Origin of the sequence: Citrobacter sp. Awk 2 (assembly GCF_028069815.1) — a bacterium.
Lineage (GTDB): Bacteria > Pseudomonadota > Gammaproteobacteria > Enterobacterales > Enterobacteriaceae > Citrobacter.
Genome location: NZ_JANEWL010000058.1, coordinates 14,190 through 28,894 on the forward strand (window position 1 = coordinate 14,190; position 14,705 = coordinate 28,894).

Sequence of the window (14,705 nt, forward strand, 5' to 3'; positions counted from 1 at the left end):
GCCTACATAACGATACCGACTCGTAGGCCCGATAAGCGTAGCGCCATCGGGCACATCCCATACATCACTCTATCTTTTTACCTTCCATCAGCCTCTGTACCAATGGCAGCATGATCAATTCCATCGCCAGCCCCATCTTGCCGCCCGGCACGACTAATGTATTGATATGGGAAATGAATGAACCCTGCAGCATAGCCAGCAGCCAGGGATAATCGATGCCTTCCAGATTACGAAAATGAATCACTACAAAGCTCTCATCCAGTGACGGAATACTCTTTGCCGCAAAGGGGTTGGAGGTGTCGACGGTGGGCACTCGCTGGAAGTTAATATGCGTGCGGGAAAACTGCGGCGTAATGTAATTGATATAATCGTCCATTGAACGAACGACCGAGTCCATTACCGCTTCACGTGAATGCCCGCGTTCGCTGGTATCGCGGGTGAGTTTCTGGATCCACTCCAGGTTCACAATAGGGACAACACCCACAAGCAGATCGACATGCCGCGCCACATTTTGTTGTGGTGTAACGACGCCGCCGTGCAATCCTTCATAGAACAGTACATCAGTAGGTTCAGGAAGCGGTTGCCATGGGGTGAATGTGCCCGGAACCTGGTTCCATGGAACGGCTTCATCATAGGTATGCAGATATTTACGCGACTGTCCTTTTCCCGTCTGGCCGTACTCAATGAAGGTTTGTTCGAGCAGGCCAAAGTCATTCGCTTCAGGGCCGAAGTAGCTGATGTGTCGTCCGGCGTCGCGCGCTTTGCGGATCGCCATATCCATTTCCGGGCGGGTATAACGATGAAAACTGTCACCTTCCACCTCGGCGGCACGCAGATTTAACTGTGCGAAAATTTTACGAAACGCGAGGCTGGTGGTGGTGGTCCCCGCGCCACTGGATCCTGTTACCGCAATCACCGGATGTTTGGCAGACATAACAACTCCATAAATAGGTTGGTTTTTTATTATAGTCAGCCGTCGGCAGCGGATTACTCGTGAAGCTGTTTCCTCGGCATTATGTTGACCGTTTCATGCAGTTCGGACCACACCAGTACAGCTTCACCTGATTGTAGTTGGCGTTTGACGTCGGCGACTTTTTGTTCGAGCGAGCGTTCATGTTCACCATAATCGGTGCCTTCGCGCAAGACAAAGCTTTCAATCAGGTTATCCAGCGCGTCCGGGGAGATGTCTTGCCAGGGAATCATCATGATGATGCCTCCAGATATGTTGTCAGCCAGTCTGGAATACGCGATTCCAGCCACATCTCAGGGCGACGTAACGTGCCACCAATAAATCCGACGTGTCCACCGTGCTCGGTGAGTTGATACTCCACCTGTGGGGGCAGATTCTCGGGTTGTGGGATGACATGGCTATCCATAAACGGATCGTCTTTGGCGTGGATAATCAGCGTCGGTTTGGCGATCCGATTCAACAGTGGCATGGCGCTGCACTGACGATAGTAATCTATAGCATCAGCAAAACCGTGGATTTTAGCCGTGATCAAATCGTCGAAATCGCGAATACGACGCAGGGATTTTAATTGCGCGAGGCTCACTGGCAGCGACCCCGGATACGCTTCCAGTTTCCGTGAGGCGTTGGCTTTCAGCAGATTGAGCAGGTAGCGCTGGTAGACGCGGGAGAAACCCTTCTCCATGTGATAACTACACGCTTCCAGCACAAACGGTGCAGAGACGATAACTGCCGCATCAATGGGGATCGTGTTCCCTTCTTTCGCCAGCAGGCAGGCCAGCATATTCCCACCGAGCGAATAACCTACTGCAGCGGTTGGAACGCGTCCAAACTCGCGCTCCAGCCAGTTTAAAAACCAGGTGCCATCTTCTGTTTCACCAGAGTGATAAATACGATTCAGGCGATTTGGCTCACCGCTACAGCCACGAAAATGCATCACTACACCGAGCCAGCCGCGCTTTTGCGCCGCTTCAATCAGGCCATGCGCGTACGGACTGTTCAGGCTTCCTTCCAGACCGTGAAAAACCACCAGGCGCGGCTTATGTTTGGCCTGCTGTGGATCTTCGCTCCATGCCAGGTCGACAAAGTCACCATCGGGTAATTCCAGACGCTGCCAATGGGCATCGAACTTCACCTTACGGCGTATTAAACGCGGCAGCATCGTCTGTAGATGACGGTTACTGATACCACGCATCGGGCGGAATTCTCGCGAATCGTCGGTAGGTGGGGTCATTTCTGTGGATGTGATTTCAACCATAACACCAGAGCAATTAATAATCGGAAAGAATAACTATACCGCGCACAGCGCGTGCGGGTTAGCCAATATGTGATTTTGTCGCTAGTCAGTCAGCAGGTTACGTGAGCCTGGAGCGCAACTACGGGCCGAAACATAGGCCTGATAAGACGCGCGAACGTCGCCATCAGGCATTATCAACTCCGACGCCGGATGGCGGTTTCGCCTTATCCGGCAATCAGGGCTACTCGGCCAGCATCTGCTCAAGCTGTTCCTGCGCATCCAGCCAGGCCATCTCACACTCTTCCAGCCCGGACTTCGCGCTTGCCTGTTGTTGCAGGCATGCCGTGAGCTCAGCTTTACGACTTTGGTCGTACAGTTCGCTATCACCGAGCTTCTCTTCAGCCTGTGCCAGCTGTGAGTGTAGCTTCTCCATCTCTTTTTCCAGACGGGTAATCTCTTTACGCAGCGGTTGTGTCAGGCTGCGTAGCTCGGCTTCGCGGCGTTTCTGGTCCTTACGCGCCTGGGCGCTGTTAACGCTCTCTTTTGCCGGTTCGTCGCCCTGGTTTTCTTGTTTTTGTACGTCGCTCAGCCATTGCTGGTAATCCTCCAGATCGCCATCAAACGGTTCGACCTTCTTGTCGTGTACCAGGTAGAGATCATCGGTGGTGGAGCGAATCAAGTGGCGATCGTGCGATACCACAACCAGAGCACCTTCGAAATCGATCAACGCTTCGGTCAGCGCCTGGCGCATGTCCAGATCCAGGTGGTTGGTCGGTTCATCAAGCAGCAGCAGGTTCGGGCGCTGCCAGACGATCAGTGCCAACACCAGACGCGCTTTTTCACCGCCGGAGAAACGTCGGGTTTCTTCGCTGACTTTATCGCCCTGGAAGCCGAATCCACCAAGATAATCACGCAGTTTCTGTTCGAGCTCTTGCGGCGCCATACGTGCCAGGTGCTGAATGGGGGATTCATCAGCGCGCAAAAATTCCAGTTGATGCTGTGCGAAGTAACCCAGTTTGATGCCCTTCGCCAGACCAATTTCGCCACTGATAGGGGCCAGTTCGCCGGCCAGCAGCTTGATCAGCGTTGATTTGCCCGCACCGTTGCGGCCTAACAGGCCAATGCGGGAACCCGGCACCAGATTCAGTTTGATGGAATCGAGGATTGTGCGATCGCCGTAGCCAGCACTCACTTTTTCCATTTTCAGCAGTGGGTTAGGCAGGCTTTCCGGTTCACGGAAGCTGAAATGGAATGGGTTATCGACATGCGCTGGCGCGATAAGCTCCATGCGCTCCAGCATTTTGATACGGCTCTGCGCCTGTTTTGCCTTGGTTGCTTTTGCGCGGAAACGATCGATATAGCTTTGCAGATGCGCCACGCGCTCTTGCTGGCTTTCGTACATCGCTTGTTGTTGTGCAAGGCGGGTCGCACGCTGGATTTCAAACGCGCTGTAGTTGCCGGTGTACTCGAACATGGTTTGCTGTTCGATATGAATAATTTTATCCACCACCGGATCGAGGAAGTCACGGTCATGGGAGATCAATATCAGCGTGCCCTGGTAGCTTTTCAGCCATCTTTCCAGCCAGATCACCGCGTCAAGATCGAGGTGGTTGGTCGGTTCATCGAGCAGCAACAGGTCTGAACGGCAAATCAGCGCCTGGGCCAGATTGAGACGCATACGCCAGCCACCAGAGAAATCGCTGACCGGGCGCTCTAGCTGCTCGTTAGAGAAACCGAGACCGTGCAGCAGGCTGGCCGCGCGTGAGCGCACGGTCCAGGCATCGATGGCATCCAGTTTGCCATGGACGGTGGCAATAGCGTGCCCATCGTTACGTTCGTTGGCATCGTTTAACTGGGCTTCCAGTTGACGATATTCGCGGTCGCCATCAATCACGTATTCCAGCGCAGGCTGTGGTAACGCTGGCGTTTCCTGATTCACCCATGCGAGTTGCCAGTTTCCCGGGAACGTAAATCCGCCGGCGTCTGCGCTGATTTCATTTTTCAGCAATGCCAGCAGGGTAGATTTACCGCAGCCATTTTTACCCACCAGGCCAACCTTCTGCCCAGGATTAATGGTGGCCGTGGCATTGTCCAGCAAGACGCGCACGCCGCGACGAATTTGTAACGATGAGAAAACAATCATAAGGCGCCGTATGTTCAGACTATGTTAATTTATCATTATGATAATGTAATGTGTGGGCTATTTGCCGCACCGAGGCGCAATGGTAGCCCAAAACGCCGAAAATAGACAAAAGACAAAACCGGGAGGGGGATGATGTCCCAGCCAGCGAAAGTGTTGCTGCTGTATGCCCATCCGGAATCTCAGGACTCGGTCGCGAACCGGGTTCTGCTTAAACCGGCCATGCAGCTCAATAATGTTACCGTGCACGATCTTTACGCGCACTATCCCGATTTTTTTATCGATATTTCGCACGAGCAGGAATTGCTGCGTGGGCATGACGTGATTGTTTTTCAGCATCCACTCTATACCTATAGCTGCCCGGCTCTGCTAAAGGAGTGGCTTGACCGCGTACTGAGTCGCGGGTTTGCCAGTGGCCCCGGAGGGAACCAACTGGCGGGAAAGTACTGGCGGAGTGTGATCACCACTGGTGAGCCGGAAAGTGCGTATCGGTATGACGCGCTGAACCGCTATCCGATGAGTGATGTGTTACGTCCTTTTGAGCTGACGGCAGGAATGTGCCGGATGCACTGGATGAGTCCCATCATCGTTTACTGGGCCAGACGGCAAACGAAGCAGGAGCTGGACAGCCATGCTAAAGCGTATGGTGACTGGCTGGCGAATCCGATTCCTGTGGGAGGCCGCTGATGGAAGGTTCTGATTTATTGACGGCGGGAGTGCTGTTCCTCTTCGCGGCGGTGGCTGCGGTGCCGTTGGCATCGCGGCTGGGTATTGGGCCGGTGTTGGGCTATTTGCTGGCGGGGATCGCTATTGGCCCATGGGGACTTGGCTTCATCAGCGATGTGGATGAAATTCTGCACTTCTCTGAGCTGGGCGTGGTCTTCCTGATGTTCATCATCGGGCTGGAACTTAACCCGGCTAAACTATGGCAATTGCGGCGTTCAATTTTTGGTGTCGGTGCCGCGCAGGTGTTACTTAGCGCGCTTGTCCTGGCAGGGTTATTGATGCTCACTGACTTTTCCTGGCAGGCGGCGGTAGTCGGTGGGATTGGTTTGGCGATGTCATCGACGGCAATGGCGTTACAGCTGATGCGGGAAAAAGGGATGAACCGCAGTGAATCCGGACAACTGGGCTTTTCAGTGCTGTTGTTCCAGGATTTGGCGGTGATCCCCGCGTTGGCGCTGGTTCCGCTGTTAGCAGGATCAGCCGATGAGCATTTTGACTGGATCAAAGTGGGCATGAAGGTGTTGGCTTTTGCTGGCATGTTGATTGGCGGACGCTATCTGCTGCGTCCTGTCTTTCGCTTTATTGCGGGGTCCGGCGTGCGGGAAGTGTTTACCGCGGCCACGTTGCTGCTGGTATTGGGTTCTGCGTTATTTATGGATGCGCTGGGCCTGTCGATGGCGCTGGGAACGTTTATCGCTGGCGTGCTGCTGGCGGAAAGCGAATATCGACATGAACTGGAAACGGCGATTGATCCCTTTAAAGGGCTTTTGCTCGGGTTATTTTTCATCTCGGTGGGGATGTCACTTAACCTTGGCGTGCTTTATACCCATATTTTGTGGGTAGTGGCGAGCGTGATGGTACTGGTCATCGTGAAGACGCTGGTGCTCTATGTGTTGGCGCGGCTGAATGGCATGAGAAGCTCGGAGCGGATGCAATTTGCGGGGGTGCTAAGCCAGGGCGGAGAATTTGCCTTCGTGCTTTTTTCAACGGCATCTTCCCAGCGGCTGTTTCAGGGCGATCAAATGGCACTTTTGCTGGTAACCGTCACGCTGTCGATGATGACCACGCCACTGTTGATGAAGCTGATTGATAAATGGCTCTCTCGCCAGTTCAACGGCCCGGATGAGGAAGATGAACAGCCCTGGGTGGAAGACGATAAGCCGCAGGTTATCGTGGTGGGGTTTGGGCGTTTTGGTCAGGTGATCGGCCGTTTGCTGATGGCGAACAAAATGCGTATTACCGTCCTGGAGCGGGATATCAGTGCGGTGAATCTGATGCGTAAATATGGCTATAAAGTCTATTACGGTGACGCCACGCAGGTGGAGCTTTTACGTTCCGCTGGCGCAGAGGCGGCGCAGTCTATTGTGATTACCTGCAATGAACCTGAAGACACGATGAAGCTGGTGGAACTGTGCCAACAACATTTTCCGCATTTGCATATTCTTGCGCGAGCGCGCGGACGTGTAGAGGCGCATGAGTTATTACAGGCAGGTGTCACGCAGTTTTCCCGTGAAACCTTCTCGAGCGCACTGGAACTGGGGCGCAAAGCGCTGGTGTCGTTGGGGATGCATCCGCATCAGGCGCAGCGCGCCCAGTTACATTTTCGTCGACTCGATATGCGCATGCTACGGGAATTGATCCCGATGCATACCGATACGGTGCAAATCTCTCGTGCCAGAGAGGCCCGGCGTGAGCTGGAGGAGATTTTCCAGCGGGAGATGCAGAAAGAACGGCGCCAGTTGGATGGCTGGGATGAATTTGAGTAGAGGATAACCATGGCAATTCGTAAACGTTTTATTGCAGGCGCAAAATGTCCGTCCTGCCAGGCGCAGGATTCGCTGGCGATGTGGCGTGAAAATAATATCGATATTGTTGAGTGTGTTAAGTGTGGTCATCAGATGCGCGAGGCCGATAAAGAAGCGCGCGAGCACGTTCGCAAAGAGGAGCAAGTGATCGGGATTTTTCATCCGGACTAGCGATATGACGCAGCTTTTTTTAAGCTAGAGGGTACACGGGTGCAGAATTCCGCTACAATCTGCGCCACTATTCTTTCCATGCTCAGGAGATATCATGAAAGTAGCAAAGGACCTGGTGGTCAGCCTGGCCTATCAGGTACGTACAGAAGACGGTGTGTTGGTTGATGAGTCTCCGGTGAGTGCACCGCTGGACTACCTGCATGGTCACGGTTCCCTGATTTCTGGCCTGGAAACAGCGCTGGACGGTCATGAAGTTGGCGACAAATTCGATGTTGCTGTTGGCGCAAACGACGCATACGGTCAGTACGACGAAAACCTGGTGCAGCGCGTTCCTAAAGACGTCTTCATGGGCGTTGATGAACTGCAGGTTGGCATGCGTTTCCTGGCTGAAACTGACCAGGGTCCGGTACCGGTAGAAATTACCGAAGTGGAAGACGACCACGTTGTGGTTGACGGTAACCACATGCTGGCTGGCCAGAACCTGAAATTCAACGTAGAAGTTGTTGCTATCCGTGAAGCGACCGAAGAAGAGCTGGCCCATGGCCACGTTCACGGTGCGCATGGCCATGACCACGATCATGACCACGGTCACGATGGTTGCTGCGGTGGTCACGGTCACGACCATGGTCACGAGCACGGTGGCGAAGGCTGCTGCGGTGGTGGCGGTAAAGGTAACGGCGGCGGCTGCGGTTGCCACTAATCGGTATGATTGCCTGATGGCGCTACGCTTATCAGGCCGACCGTAGGCCGGATAAGACGTTTACGTCGTCATCCGGCACAAAAAAGCGGGGAAACCCCGCTTTTTTTACGCCTCAATAATGTGGCGGTGGCGTCTCTTCAGACTGCGACGCGATATGAGACGGCTGAGTGGCTTTGAGCTTTTCTGTCAGCAGACGCAGATGGTCGCGCAGTTTGGCCATTTCCAGTTCATGCGCGGTCACCGTTACGTTCAGCTCTTCAATGGTTATTTCCTGAAACGCCAGGCGACTCTCCAGCTCAGCCAGGCGAGTTTCCATCGTTGTATCCTGCATGATTCACCTCTTCTGTTTTTCTCCGGCAGATCGCGGACTGCGGCGAATTCTACTTAACTTTGCCTGTTTGCACAGCACTCATTCCTCTGCAACGAAACTAATTTAAACAAAAAGTGTCTGAAAAGTGGTGATAATAGGGCGTGCCTGTATGTTGATTTGTTCTACAACGCTTTATAGTACGTTTTTATGTTAGCTAACCCTGGGGTGAGATGCCCCGGCCCTGGAGAGATGGATGAAATCACTGTTTAAAGTAACGCTGCTGGCGACCACAATGGCCGTTGCACTGCATGCCCCGATCACCTTCGCTGCTGATGCTGCGAAACCAGCCGCTACCGCTGACAGCAAAGCAGCATTCAAAAATGACGACCAAAAAGCCGCTTACGCGCTGGGCGCGTCCCTGGGTCGTTACATGGAAAACTCCCTGAAAGAACAGGAAAAACTGGGCATCAAACTGGATAAAGATCAGTTGATCGCGGGTGTTCAGGATGCGTTTGCAGATAAGAGCAAACTGTCTGACCAGGAAATCGAACAAACTCTGCAGGCATTTGAAGCGCGCGTGAAGACTTCCGCTCAGGCGAAAATGGAAAAAGATGCGGCCGATAACGAAGCGAAAGGTAAAGAGTACCGTGCTAAGTTTGCTAAAGAGAAAGGTGTCAAAACCTCTTCTACTGGCCTGGTCTACAAAGTAGAGAAAGAAGGTACCGGTGAAGCACCGAAAGACAGCGATACCGTGGTTGTGAACTACAAAGGTACGCTGATTGATGGTAAAGAGTTTGATAACTCTTACACCCGTGGCGAGCCGCTCTCTTTCCGTCTTGACGGTGTTATTCCTGGCTGGACTGAAGGCCTGAAAAACATCAAGAAAGGCGGTAAAATCCAGTTGGTTATCCCACCGGATCTGGCATACGGTAAAACGGGCGTTCCGGGCATTCCAGCAAACTCCACGCTGGTCTTTGATGTTGAGCTGTTAGATATCAAACCGGCACCGAAAGCAGATGCGAAGCCAGATGCTGCACCGGCTGATAAAGCTGCAGACAGCAGCAAAAAGTAAATGATTAGAAACCGCCGCCCACAGGGCGGCGGTTTTTTATTATCGGCAGGATATAATTAATACTGGAAAGCGCCTTGTGCGCTGTATTACTTTAGATGCCCCTATAATAGTGATGAGCCTGCCCTGACAACATAACGACAGGCTCCTGAAAAGGAGTGCTTTTTTTCATGTCCAGGTCGCTTTTAACCAACGAAACCAGTGAGCTAGATTTACTGGATCAACGTCCTTTCGATCAAACCGACTTCGATATCCTTAAATCCTATGAAGCGGTAGTGGACGGGTTGGCGATGCTCATTGGTTCCCATTGTGAAATCGTATTGCACTCTTTGCAGGATTTGAAATGCTCGGCCATTCGCATCGCTAACGGTGAACATACGGGCCGTAAAATTGGCTCGCCGATTACCGACCTTGCGTTGCGTATGCTGCATGATATGACGGGTGCGGATAGCAGCGTGTCGAAGTGTTATTTCACACGCGCGAAAAGCGGTGTCTTGATGAAGTCGGTGACGATTGCCATTCGCAACCGTGAGCATCGCGTGATTGGTCTGCTGTGCATCAACATGAACCTTGATGTCCCTTTCTCGCAGATAATGAATACCTTTATCCCGCCGGAGACCCCGGAAGTGGGATCAGCCGTGAACTTCGCGTCCTCAGTCGAAGATCTGGTGACCCAGACGCTGGAGTTCACCATTGAAGAAGTGAACGCCGATCGTAACGTCTCCAACAATGCCAAGAATCGTCAGATCGTCCTGAACCTGTATGAGAAAGGGATCTTCGATATTAAAGATGCGATCAATCAGGTTGCCGATCGTCTGAACATCTCCAAGCACACGGTCTACCTCTATATTCGCCAGTTCAAAAGCGGTGATTTCCAGGGGCAAGATAAGTAATGCGTTTTGCCATCATGGTAACCGGGCCCGCCTACGGCACACAGCAAGCGAGTAGCGCATTGCAATTTGCGCATGCGCTACTCGAAGAAGGACACGAATTGTGTAGCGTCTTCTTTTATCGTGAGGGCGTGTATAACGCGAACGTTCTGACATCGCCCGCCAGTGATGAATTTGATTTAGTGCGAGCCTGGCAAAAGCTTCACCAGCAGCATGGTGTGGCGCTGAATATCTGTGTAGCGGCAGCCTTGCGGCGTGGTGTTGTTGATGAGACTGAGGCAACACGACTAGGGTTGTCTGGTGCTAATTTACAGTCAGGATTTACTCTCAGCGGTCTTGGATCGCTGGCTGAAGCATCCCTGACGTGCGATCGCGTGGTGCAGTTTTAATGAAACGTGTTGCCTTTGTTTTTTCTACTGTGCCGCACGGCAGCGCATCCGGCCGCGAAGGACTGGATGCTTTACTGGCGACATCTGCATTAACGGAAGATCTCGGCGTGTTCTTTATCGGTGATGGTGTCTTCCAGATCCTCCAGGGGCAACAACCGGACGTCGTTCTGGCGCGAGACTATATCTCTACTTTCAAACTGTTAGGATTGTACGATATAGAACAATGCTGGCTTTGTGCGGCCTCATTGCGTGAGCGAGGCCTGGCAGAGGGGGCGAATTTTGTGGTTGATGCGACGGCGCTTGAACCGGAAGATTTGCGTCGTGAGCTTGGCAACTATGACGTCATTTTGAGGTTTTGAGGCTCTCATGCTGCACATTTTACATCGCTCTGCGTGGCTAACCGACTTCTCCTCTCTCCTGCGTCTGATTGCTGAAGATGACGAGCTTTTACTGCTTCAGGATAGCGTCACTGCAGCAATAGAAGGCAGTCGTTTCCTTGAAAGTCTGCAAAATGCCTCCATTAAGGTCTATGTACTGGAAGAAGACATTAAAGCTCGCGGGTTGGGTGGTCAAATTTCAGACAGTGTCGTCAGGGTTGGCTATACTGACTTCGTCAGACTTACGGTGAAGCATCTCAGCCAGATGACCTGGTAATTGTGGGATCGTTGTATATTTCTTGACACCTTTTCGACACCGACCTAAAATTCTGCGTCCTCATATTGTATGAGGTCGTTTTATTACGTGTTTACGAAGCAAAAGCTAAAACCAGGAGCTATTTAATGGCAACAGTTAACCAGCTGGTACGCAAACCACGTGCACGCAAAGTTGCAAAAAGCAACGTGCCTGCGCTGGAAGCATGCCCGCAGAAACGTGGCGTATGTACTCGTGTATATACTACCACCCCTAAAAAACCGAACTCCGCACTGCGTAAAGTTTGCCGTGTTCGTCTGACTAACGGTTTTGAAGTGACTTCCTACATCGGTGGTGAAGGTCACAACCTGCAGGAGCACTCCGTGATCCTGATCCGTGGCGGTCGTGTAAAAGACCTCCCGGGTGTTCGTTACCACACCGTTCGTGGTGCGCTTGACTGCTCCGGCGTTAAAGACCGTAAGCAATCACGCTCCAAGTATGGCGTGAAACGTCCTAAGGCTTAATGGTTCTCCGTTAAGTAAGGCCAAACGTTTTATATTAATGTCAAACTAAACTCTTAGAGTTTTGGACAATCCTGAATTAACAACGGAGTATTTCCATGCCACGTCGTCGCGTCATTGGTCAGCGTAAAATTCTGCCGGATCCGAAGTTCGGATCAGAACTGCTGGCTAAATTTGTAAATATCCTGATGGTAGATGGTAAAAAATCTACTGCCGAAACTATCGTATACAGCGCGCTGGAGACCCTGGCTCAGCGTTCTGGTAAAAACGAACTGGAAGCTTTCGAAGTAGCTCTCGAAAACGTGCGCCCGACTGTCGAAGTTAAGTCTCGCCGCGTTGGTGGTTCTACTTATCAGGTACCAGTTGAAGTCCGTCCGGTCCGTCGTAATGCTCTGGCAATGCGTTGGATCGTTGAAGCTGCTCGTAAACGCGGTGATAAATCCATGGCTCTGCGCCTGGCGAACGAACTTTCTGATGCTGCAGAAAACAAAGGTACTGCAGTTAAGAAACGTGAAGACGTTCACCGTATGGCAGAAGCCAACAAGGCGTTCGCACACTACCGTTGGTAATCCCTTCGGAGTTTTAGTCACCAGGCGGGCGCTTCTAGTAAGCAGCCCGCTTTGGGCTACTTAAATTGAACGCCTAAAAGATAAACGAGGAATCAAATGGCTCGTACAACACCCATCGCGCGCTACCGTAACATCGGTATCAGTGCGCACATCGACGCCGGTAAAACCACTACTACCGAACGTATTCTGTTCTACACCGGTGTAAACCATAAAATCGGTGAAGTTCATGACGGCGCAGCCACCATGGACTGGATGGAGCAGGAGCAGGAGCGTGGTATTACTATCACCTCCGCAGCGACTACTGCATTCTGGTCTGGTATGGCTAAGCAGTACGAACCGCATCGCGTAAACATCATCGACACCCCGGGGCACGTTGACTTCACAATCGAAGTAGAACGTTCCATGCGTGTGCTTGATGGTGCAGTAATGGTTTACTGCGCAGTTGGTGGTGTTCAGCCTCAGTCTGAAACCGTATGGCGTCAGGCAAACAAATATAAAGTTCCGCGCATTGCGTTCGTTAACAAAATGGACCGTATGGGTGCGAACTTCCTGAAAGTTGTTGGTCAGATCAAAACCCGTCTGGGCGCGAACCCTGTTCCGCTGCAGCTGGCAATTGGCGCTGAAGAAGCGTTCACCGGTGTTGTTGACCTGGTGAAAATGAAAGCCATCAACTGGAACGAAGAAGATGCAGGCGTAACCTTCACTTATGAAGATATCCCGGCAGACATGCAGGAACTGGCTGAAGAATGGCACCAGAACCTGATCGAGTCCGCTGCGGAAGCTTCAGAAGAGCTGATGGAGAAATACCTGGGTGGTGAAGAACTGACTGAAGAAGAGATCAAAAAAGCTCTGCGTCAGCGTGTTCTGAACAACGAAATCATCCTGGTAACCTGTGGTTCTGCGTTCAAGAACAAAGGTGTTCAGGCGATGCTGGATGCGGTAATTGATTACCTGCCATCCCCAGTCGACGTACCTGCGATCAACGGTATTCTGGACGACGGTAAAGATACTCCTGCTGAGCGTCATGCTAGCGATGACGAGCCGTTTGCTGCTCTGGCATTCAAAATCGCTACCGACCCGTTCGTGGGTAACCTGACCTTCTTCCGTGTGTACTCTGGTGTGGTTAACTCCGGTGACACCATCCTGAACTCCGTGAAAACTGCACGTGAGCGTTTTGGCCGTATCGTTCAGATGCACGCCAACAAACGTGAAGAGATCAAAGAAGTTCGCGCGGGCGATATCGCGGCTGCAATCGGTCTGAAAGACGTGACCACTGGTGACACCCTGTGTGACCCGGATCACCCGATCATTCTGGAACGTATGGAATTCCCTGAGCCGGTAATCTCCATCGCAGTTGAACCGAAAACCAAAGCTGACCAGGAAAAAATGGGTCTGGCTCTGGGCCGTCTGGCTAAAGAAGACCCGTCTTTCCGTGTATGGACTGACGAAGAATCTAACCAGACCATTATCGCCGGTATGGGTGAGCTGCACCTCGACATCATCGTTGACCGTATGAAGCGTGAATTCAACGTTGAAGCGAACGTCGGTAAACCTCAGGTTGCTTACCGCGAAGCGATTCGTGCGAAAGTTACCGATATCGAAGGTAAACACGCTAAGCAGTCTGGTGGTCGCGGTCAGTACGGTCATGTTGTTATCGACATGTACCCGCTGGAGCCGGGTTCAAACCCGAAAGGCTACGAGTTCATCAACGACATCAAAGGTGGTGTAATTCCTGGCGAATACATCCCGGCCGTTGATAAAGGCATCCAGGAACAGCTGAAATCCGGCCCGCTGGCTGGTTACCCGGTTGTTGATCTGGGCGTGCGTCTGCACTTCGGTTCTTACCATGACGTTGACTCCTCTGAGCTGGCGTTTAAACTGGCCGCTTCTATCGCCTTCAAAGATGGCTTTAAGAAAGCGAAACCAGTTCTGCTTGAGCCTATCATGAAGGTTGAAGTAGAGACTCCGGAAGAGAACACCGGTGACGTTATCGGTGACTTGAGCCGCCGTCGTGGTATGCTTCGTGGTCAGGAATCCAACGTCACTGGCGTTGTTATCCACGCTGAAGTTCCGCTGTCTGAAATGTTCGGATATGCAACCCAACTGCGTTCTCTGACCAAAGGCCGTGCTTCTTACTCCATGGAGTTCCTGAAGTACGACGATGCGCCGAACAACGTTGCTCAGGCCGTTATTGAAGCCCGTGGTAAATAAGCCACAGGATTAAAACCTAAGTCCCGTGCTCTCTCCAAAGGGGAGAGCACTATAGTAAGGAATATAGCCGTGTCTAAAGAAAAATTTGAACGTACAAAACCGCACGTTAACGTCGGCACCATCGGCCACGTTGACCACGGTAAAACTACCCTGACCGCTGCAATCACCACCGTACTGGCTAAAACCTACGGCGGTGCTGCTCGTGCTTTCGACCAGATCGATAACGCTCCGGAAGAAAAAGCTCGTGGTATCACCATCAACACTTCTCACGTTGAATATGACACCCCGACTCGCCACTACGCGCACGTAGACTGCCCGGGCCACGCCGACTATGTTAAAAACATGATCACCGGTGCTGCGCAGATGGACG

At 52.2% G+C, this 14,705-nt stretch carries 17 protein-coding genes and 1 pseudogene; 13 read left to right on the forward strand and 5 right to left on the reverse strand.

Annotated features, from left to right (window positions below; genetic code table 11):
- Positions 1–64 precede the first annotated feature (64 nt).
- The 4 genes and pseudogenes from NNO02_RS14665 to NNO02_RS14680 form a co-directional block, all read right to left on the reverse strand.
- Complete coding sequence (locus tag NNO02_RS14665; protein WP_008786301.1) at positions 65–934, reverse strand: phosphoribulokinase; 870 nt, start codon at positions 932–934, stop codon at positions 65–67.
- 53 nt (positions 935–987) lie between these two features.
- Positions 988–1,206 (reverse strand): YheU family protein, encoded by a 219-nt coding sequence (locus NNO02_RS14670; RefSeq protein ID WP_202037580.1) that lies wholly within the window; start codon positions 1,204–1,206, stop codon positions 988–990.
- Positions 1,203–2,271: pseudogene (locus NNO02_RS14675) on the reverse strand (hydrolase). The gene NNO02_RS14670 and the pseudogene NNO02_RS14675 overlap by 4 nt, the downstream one beginning before the upstream one ends.
- Before the next feature lie 174 nt (positions 2,272–2,445).
- Positions 2,446–4,347, reverse strand: coding sequence for an ABC transporter ATP-binding protein (locus NNO02_RS14680; RefSeq protein ID WP_271455120.1), 1,902 nt, complete (start codon positions 4,345–4,347; stop codon positions 2,446–2,448).
- A gap of 132 nt (positions 4,348–4,479) precedes the next feature.
- Between NNO02_RS14680 and kefG the strand changes: the two genes are divergently transcribed.
- From kefG to slyD, 4 genes are all read left to right on the forward strand, one after another.
- Positions 4,480–5,031 (forward strand): glutathione-regulated potassium-efflux system ancillary protein KefG, encoded by a 552-nt coding sequence (gene kefG / locus NNO02_RS14685; protein WP_271455122.1) that lies wholly within the window; start codon positions 4,480–4,482, stop codon positions 5,029–5,031.
- Complete coding sequence (gene kefB, locus NNO02_RS14690; RefSeq protein WP_271442315.1) at positions 5,031–6,836, forward strand: glutathione-regulated potassium-efflux system protein KefB; 1,806 nt, start codon at positions 5,031–5,033, stop codon at positions 6,834–6,836. The genes kefG and kefB overlap by 1 nt, the downstream gene beginning before the upstream one ends.
- 9 nt (positions 6,837–6,845) lie before the next feature.
- The gene (locus NNO02_RS14695; protein WP_005121675.1) at positions 6,846–7,046 is read left to right on the forward strand and encodes a YheV family putative zinc ribbon protein; all 201 of its coding nucleotides are present in this window, start codon (positions 6,846–6,848) and stop codon (positions 7,044–7,046) included.
- 94 nt (positions 7,047–7,140) lie between these two features.
- Positions 7,141–7,746 (forward strand): peptidylprolyl isomerase, encoded by a 606-nt coding sequence (gene slyD / locus NNO02_RS14700; RefSeq protein WP_003023634.1) that lies wholly within the window; start codon positions 7,141–7,143, stop codon positions 7,744–7,746.
- Between the two features lie 112 nt (positions 7,747–7,858).
- On the opposite strand, the gene NNO02_RS14705 is transcribed toward slyD, so the two are convergent.
- Positions 7,859–8,077, reverse strand: a complete 219-nt coding sequence (locus tag NNO02_RS14705) for a protein SlyX (RefSeq protein WP_003023639.1) — start codon at positions 8,075–8,077, stop codon at positions 7,859–7,861.
- A gap of 232 nt (positions 8,078–8,309) precedes the next feature.
- Between NNO02_RS14705 and fkpA the strand changes: the two genes are divergently transcribed.
- From fkpA to NNO02_RS14750, 9 genes are all read left to right on the forward strand, one after another.
- On the forward strand, positions 8,310–9,128 hold the full coding sequence (gene fkpA / locus NNO02_RS14710) for an FKBP-type peptidyl-prolyl cis-trans isomerase (RefSeq protein WP_271442317.1): 819 nt from the start codon (positions 8,310–8,312) through the stop codon (positions 9,126–9,128).
- A gap of 167 nt (positions 9,129–9,295) precedes the next feature.
- Entirely contained in the window at positions 9,296–10,018 is a 723-nt protein-coding gene (locus NNO02_RS14715; protein WP_003023643.1) for a helix-turn-helix transcriptional regulator, read from the forward strand.
- Entirely contained in the window at positions 10,018–10,404 is a 387-nt protein-coding gene (tusD, locus tag NNO02_RS14720; RefSeq protein WP_005121677.1) for a sulfurtransferase complex subunit TusD, read from the forward strand. Before NNO02_RS14715 ends, tusD begins: the two co-directional genes overlap by 1 nt.
- Positions 10,404–10,763: a sulfurtransferase complex subunit TusC gene (tusC, locus tag NNO02_RS14725; RefSeq protein WP_271442320.1), complete on the forward strand. Its 360-nt coding sequence runs from the start codon at positions 10,404–10,406 to the stop codon at positions 10,761–10,763. The genes tusD and tusC overlap by 1 nt, the downstream gene beginning before the upstream one ends.
- A 7-nt stretch (positions 10,764–10,770) precedes the next feature.
- On the forward strand, positions 10,771–11,058 hold the full coding sequence (gene tusB, locus NNO02_RS14730) for a sulfurtransferase complex subunit TusB (RefSeq protein ID WP_271442321.1): 288 nt from the start codon (positions 10,771–10,773) through the stop codon (positions 11,056–11,058).
- A gap of 125 nt (positions 11,059–11,183) precedes the next feature.
- Complete coding sequence (gene rpsL / locus NNO02_RS14735; protein WP_003023654.1) at positions 11,184–11,558, forward strand: 30S ribosomal protein S12; 375 nt, start codon at positions 11,184–11,186, stop codon at positions 11,556–11,558.
- A 95-nt stretch (positions 11,559–11,653) separates the two neighbouring features.
- On the forward strand, positions 11,654–12,124 hold the full coding sequence (rpsG, locus tag NNO02_RS14740) for a 30S ribosomal protein S7 (RefSeq protein ID WP_003023657.1): 471 nt from the start codon (positions 11,654–11,656) through the stop codon (positions 12,122–12,124).
- 96 nt (positions 12,125–12,220) lie between these two features.
- Positions 12,221–14,335 carry an elongation factor G gene (gene fusA, locus NNO02_RS14745; protein WP_003023659.1) on the forward strand — a complete coding sequence of 705 codons (2,115 nt, stop codon included), beginning with the start codon at positions 12,221–12,223 and terminating at the stop codon, positions 14,333–14,335.
- Positions 14,336–14,404: 69 nt separating this feature from the next.
- On the forward strand, positions 14,405–14,705 hold a 301-nt coding region (locus NNO02_RS14750; RefSeq protein ID WP_000031687.1), incomplete at its 3' end, for a GTP-binding protein.

Bases quoted from the DNA above. Each gene is read 5' to 3' on its own strand.
- NNO02_RS14665 (WP_008786301.1), bottom strand. From the start codon at position 934: ATGTCTGCCAAACATCCGGTGATTGCGGTAACAGGATCCAGTGGCGCG.
- NNO02_RS14670 (WP_202037580.1), bottom strand. From the start codon at position 1,206: ATGATGATTCCCTGGCAAGACATCTCCCCGGACGCGCTGGATAACCTG.
- NNO02_RS14680 (WP_271455120.1), bottom strand. From the start codon at position 4,347: ATGATTGTTTTCTCATCGTTACAAATTCGTCGCGGCGTGCGCGTCTTG.
- kefG (WP_271455122.1), top strand. From the start codon at position 4,480: ATGTCCCAGCCAGCGAAAGTGTTGCTGCTGTATGCCCATCCGGAATCT.
- kefB (WP_271442315.1), top strand. From the start codon at position 5,031: ATGGAAGGTTCTGATTTATTGACGGCGGGAGTGCTGTTCCTCTTCGCG.
- NNO02_RS14695 (WP_005121675.1), top strand. From the start codon at position 6,846: ATGGCAATTCGTAAACGTTTTATTGCAGGCGCAAAATGTCCGTCCTGC.
- slyD (WP_003023634.1), top strand. From the start codon at position 7,141: ATGAAAGTAGCAAAGGACCTGGTGGTCAGCCTGGCCTATCAGGTACGT.
- NNO02_RS14705 (WP_003023639.1), bottom strand. From the start codon at position 8,077: ATGCAGGATACAACGATGGAAACTCGCCTGGCTGAGCTGGAGAGTCGC.
- fkpA (WP_271442317.1), top strand. From the start codon at position 8,310: ATGAAATCACTGTTTAAAGTAACGCTGCTGGCGACCACAATGGCCGTT.
- NNO02_RS14715 (WP_003023643.1), top strand. From the start codon at position 9,296: ATGTCCAGGTCGCTTTTAACCAACGAAACCAGTGAGCTAGATTTACTG.
- tusD (WP_005121677.1), top strand. From the start codon at position 10,018: ATGCGTTTTGCCATCATGGTAACCGGGCCCGCCTACGGCACACAGCAA.
- tusC (WP_271442320.1), top strand. From the start codon at position 10,404: ATGAAACGTGTTGCCTTTGTTTTTTCTACTGTGCCGCACGGCAGCGCA.
- tusB (WP_271442321.1), top strand. From the start codon at position 10,771: ATGCTGCACATTTTACATCGCTCTGCGTGGCTAACCGACTTCTCCTCT.
- rpsL (WP_003023654.1), top strand. From the start codon at position 11,184: ATGGCAACAGTTAACCAGCTGGTACGCAAACCACGTGCACGCAAAGTT.
- rpsG (WP_003023657.1), top strand. From the start codon at position 11,654: ATGCCACGTCGTCGCGTCATTGGTCAGCGTAAAATTCTGCCGGATCCG.
- fusA (WP_003023659.1), top strand. From the start codon at position 12,221: ATGGCTCGTACAACACCCATCGCGCGCTACCGTAACATCGGTATCAGT.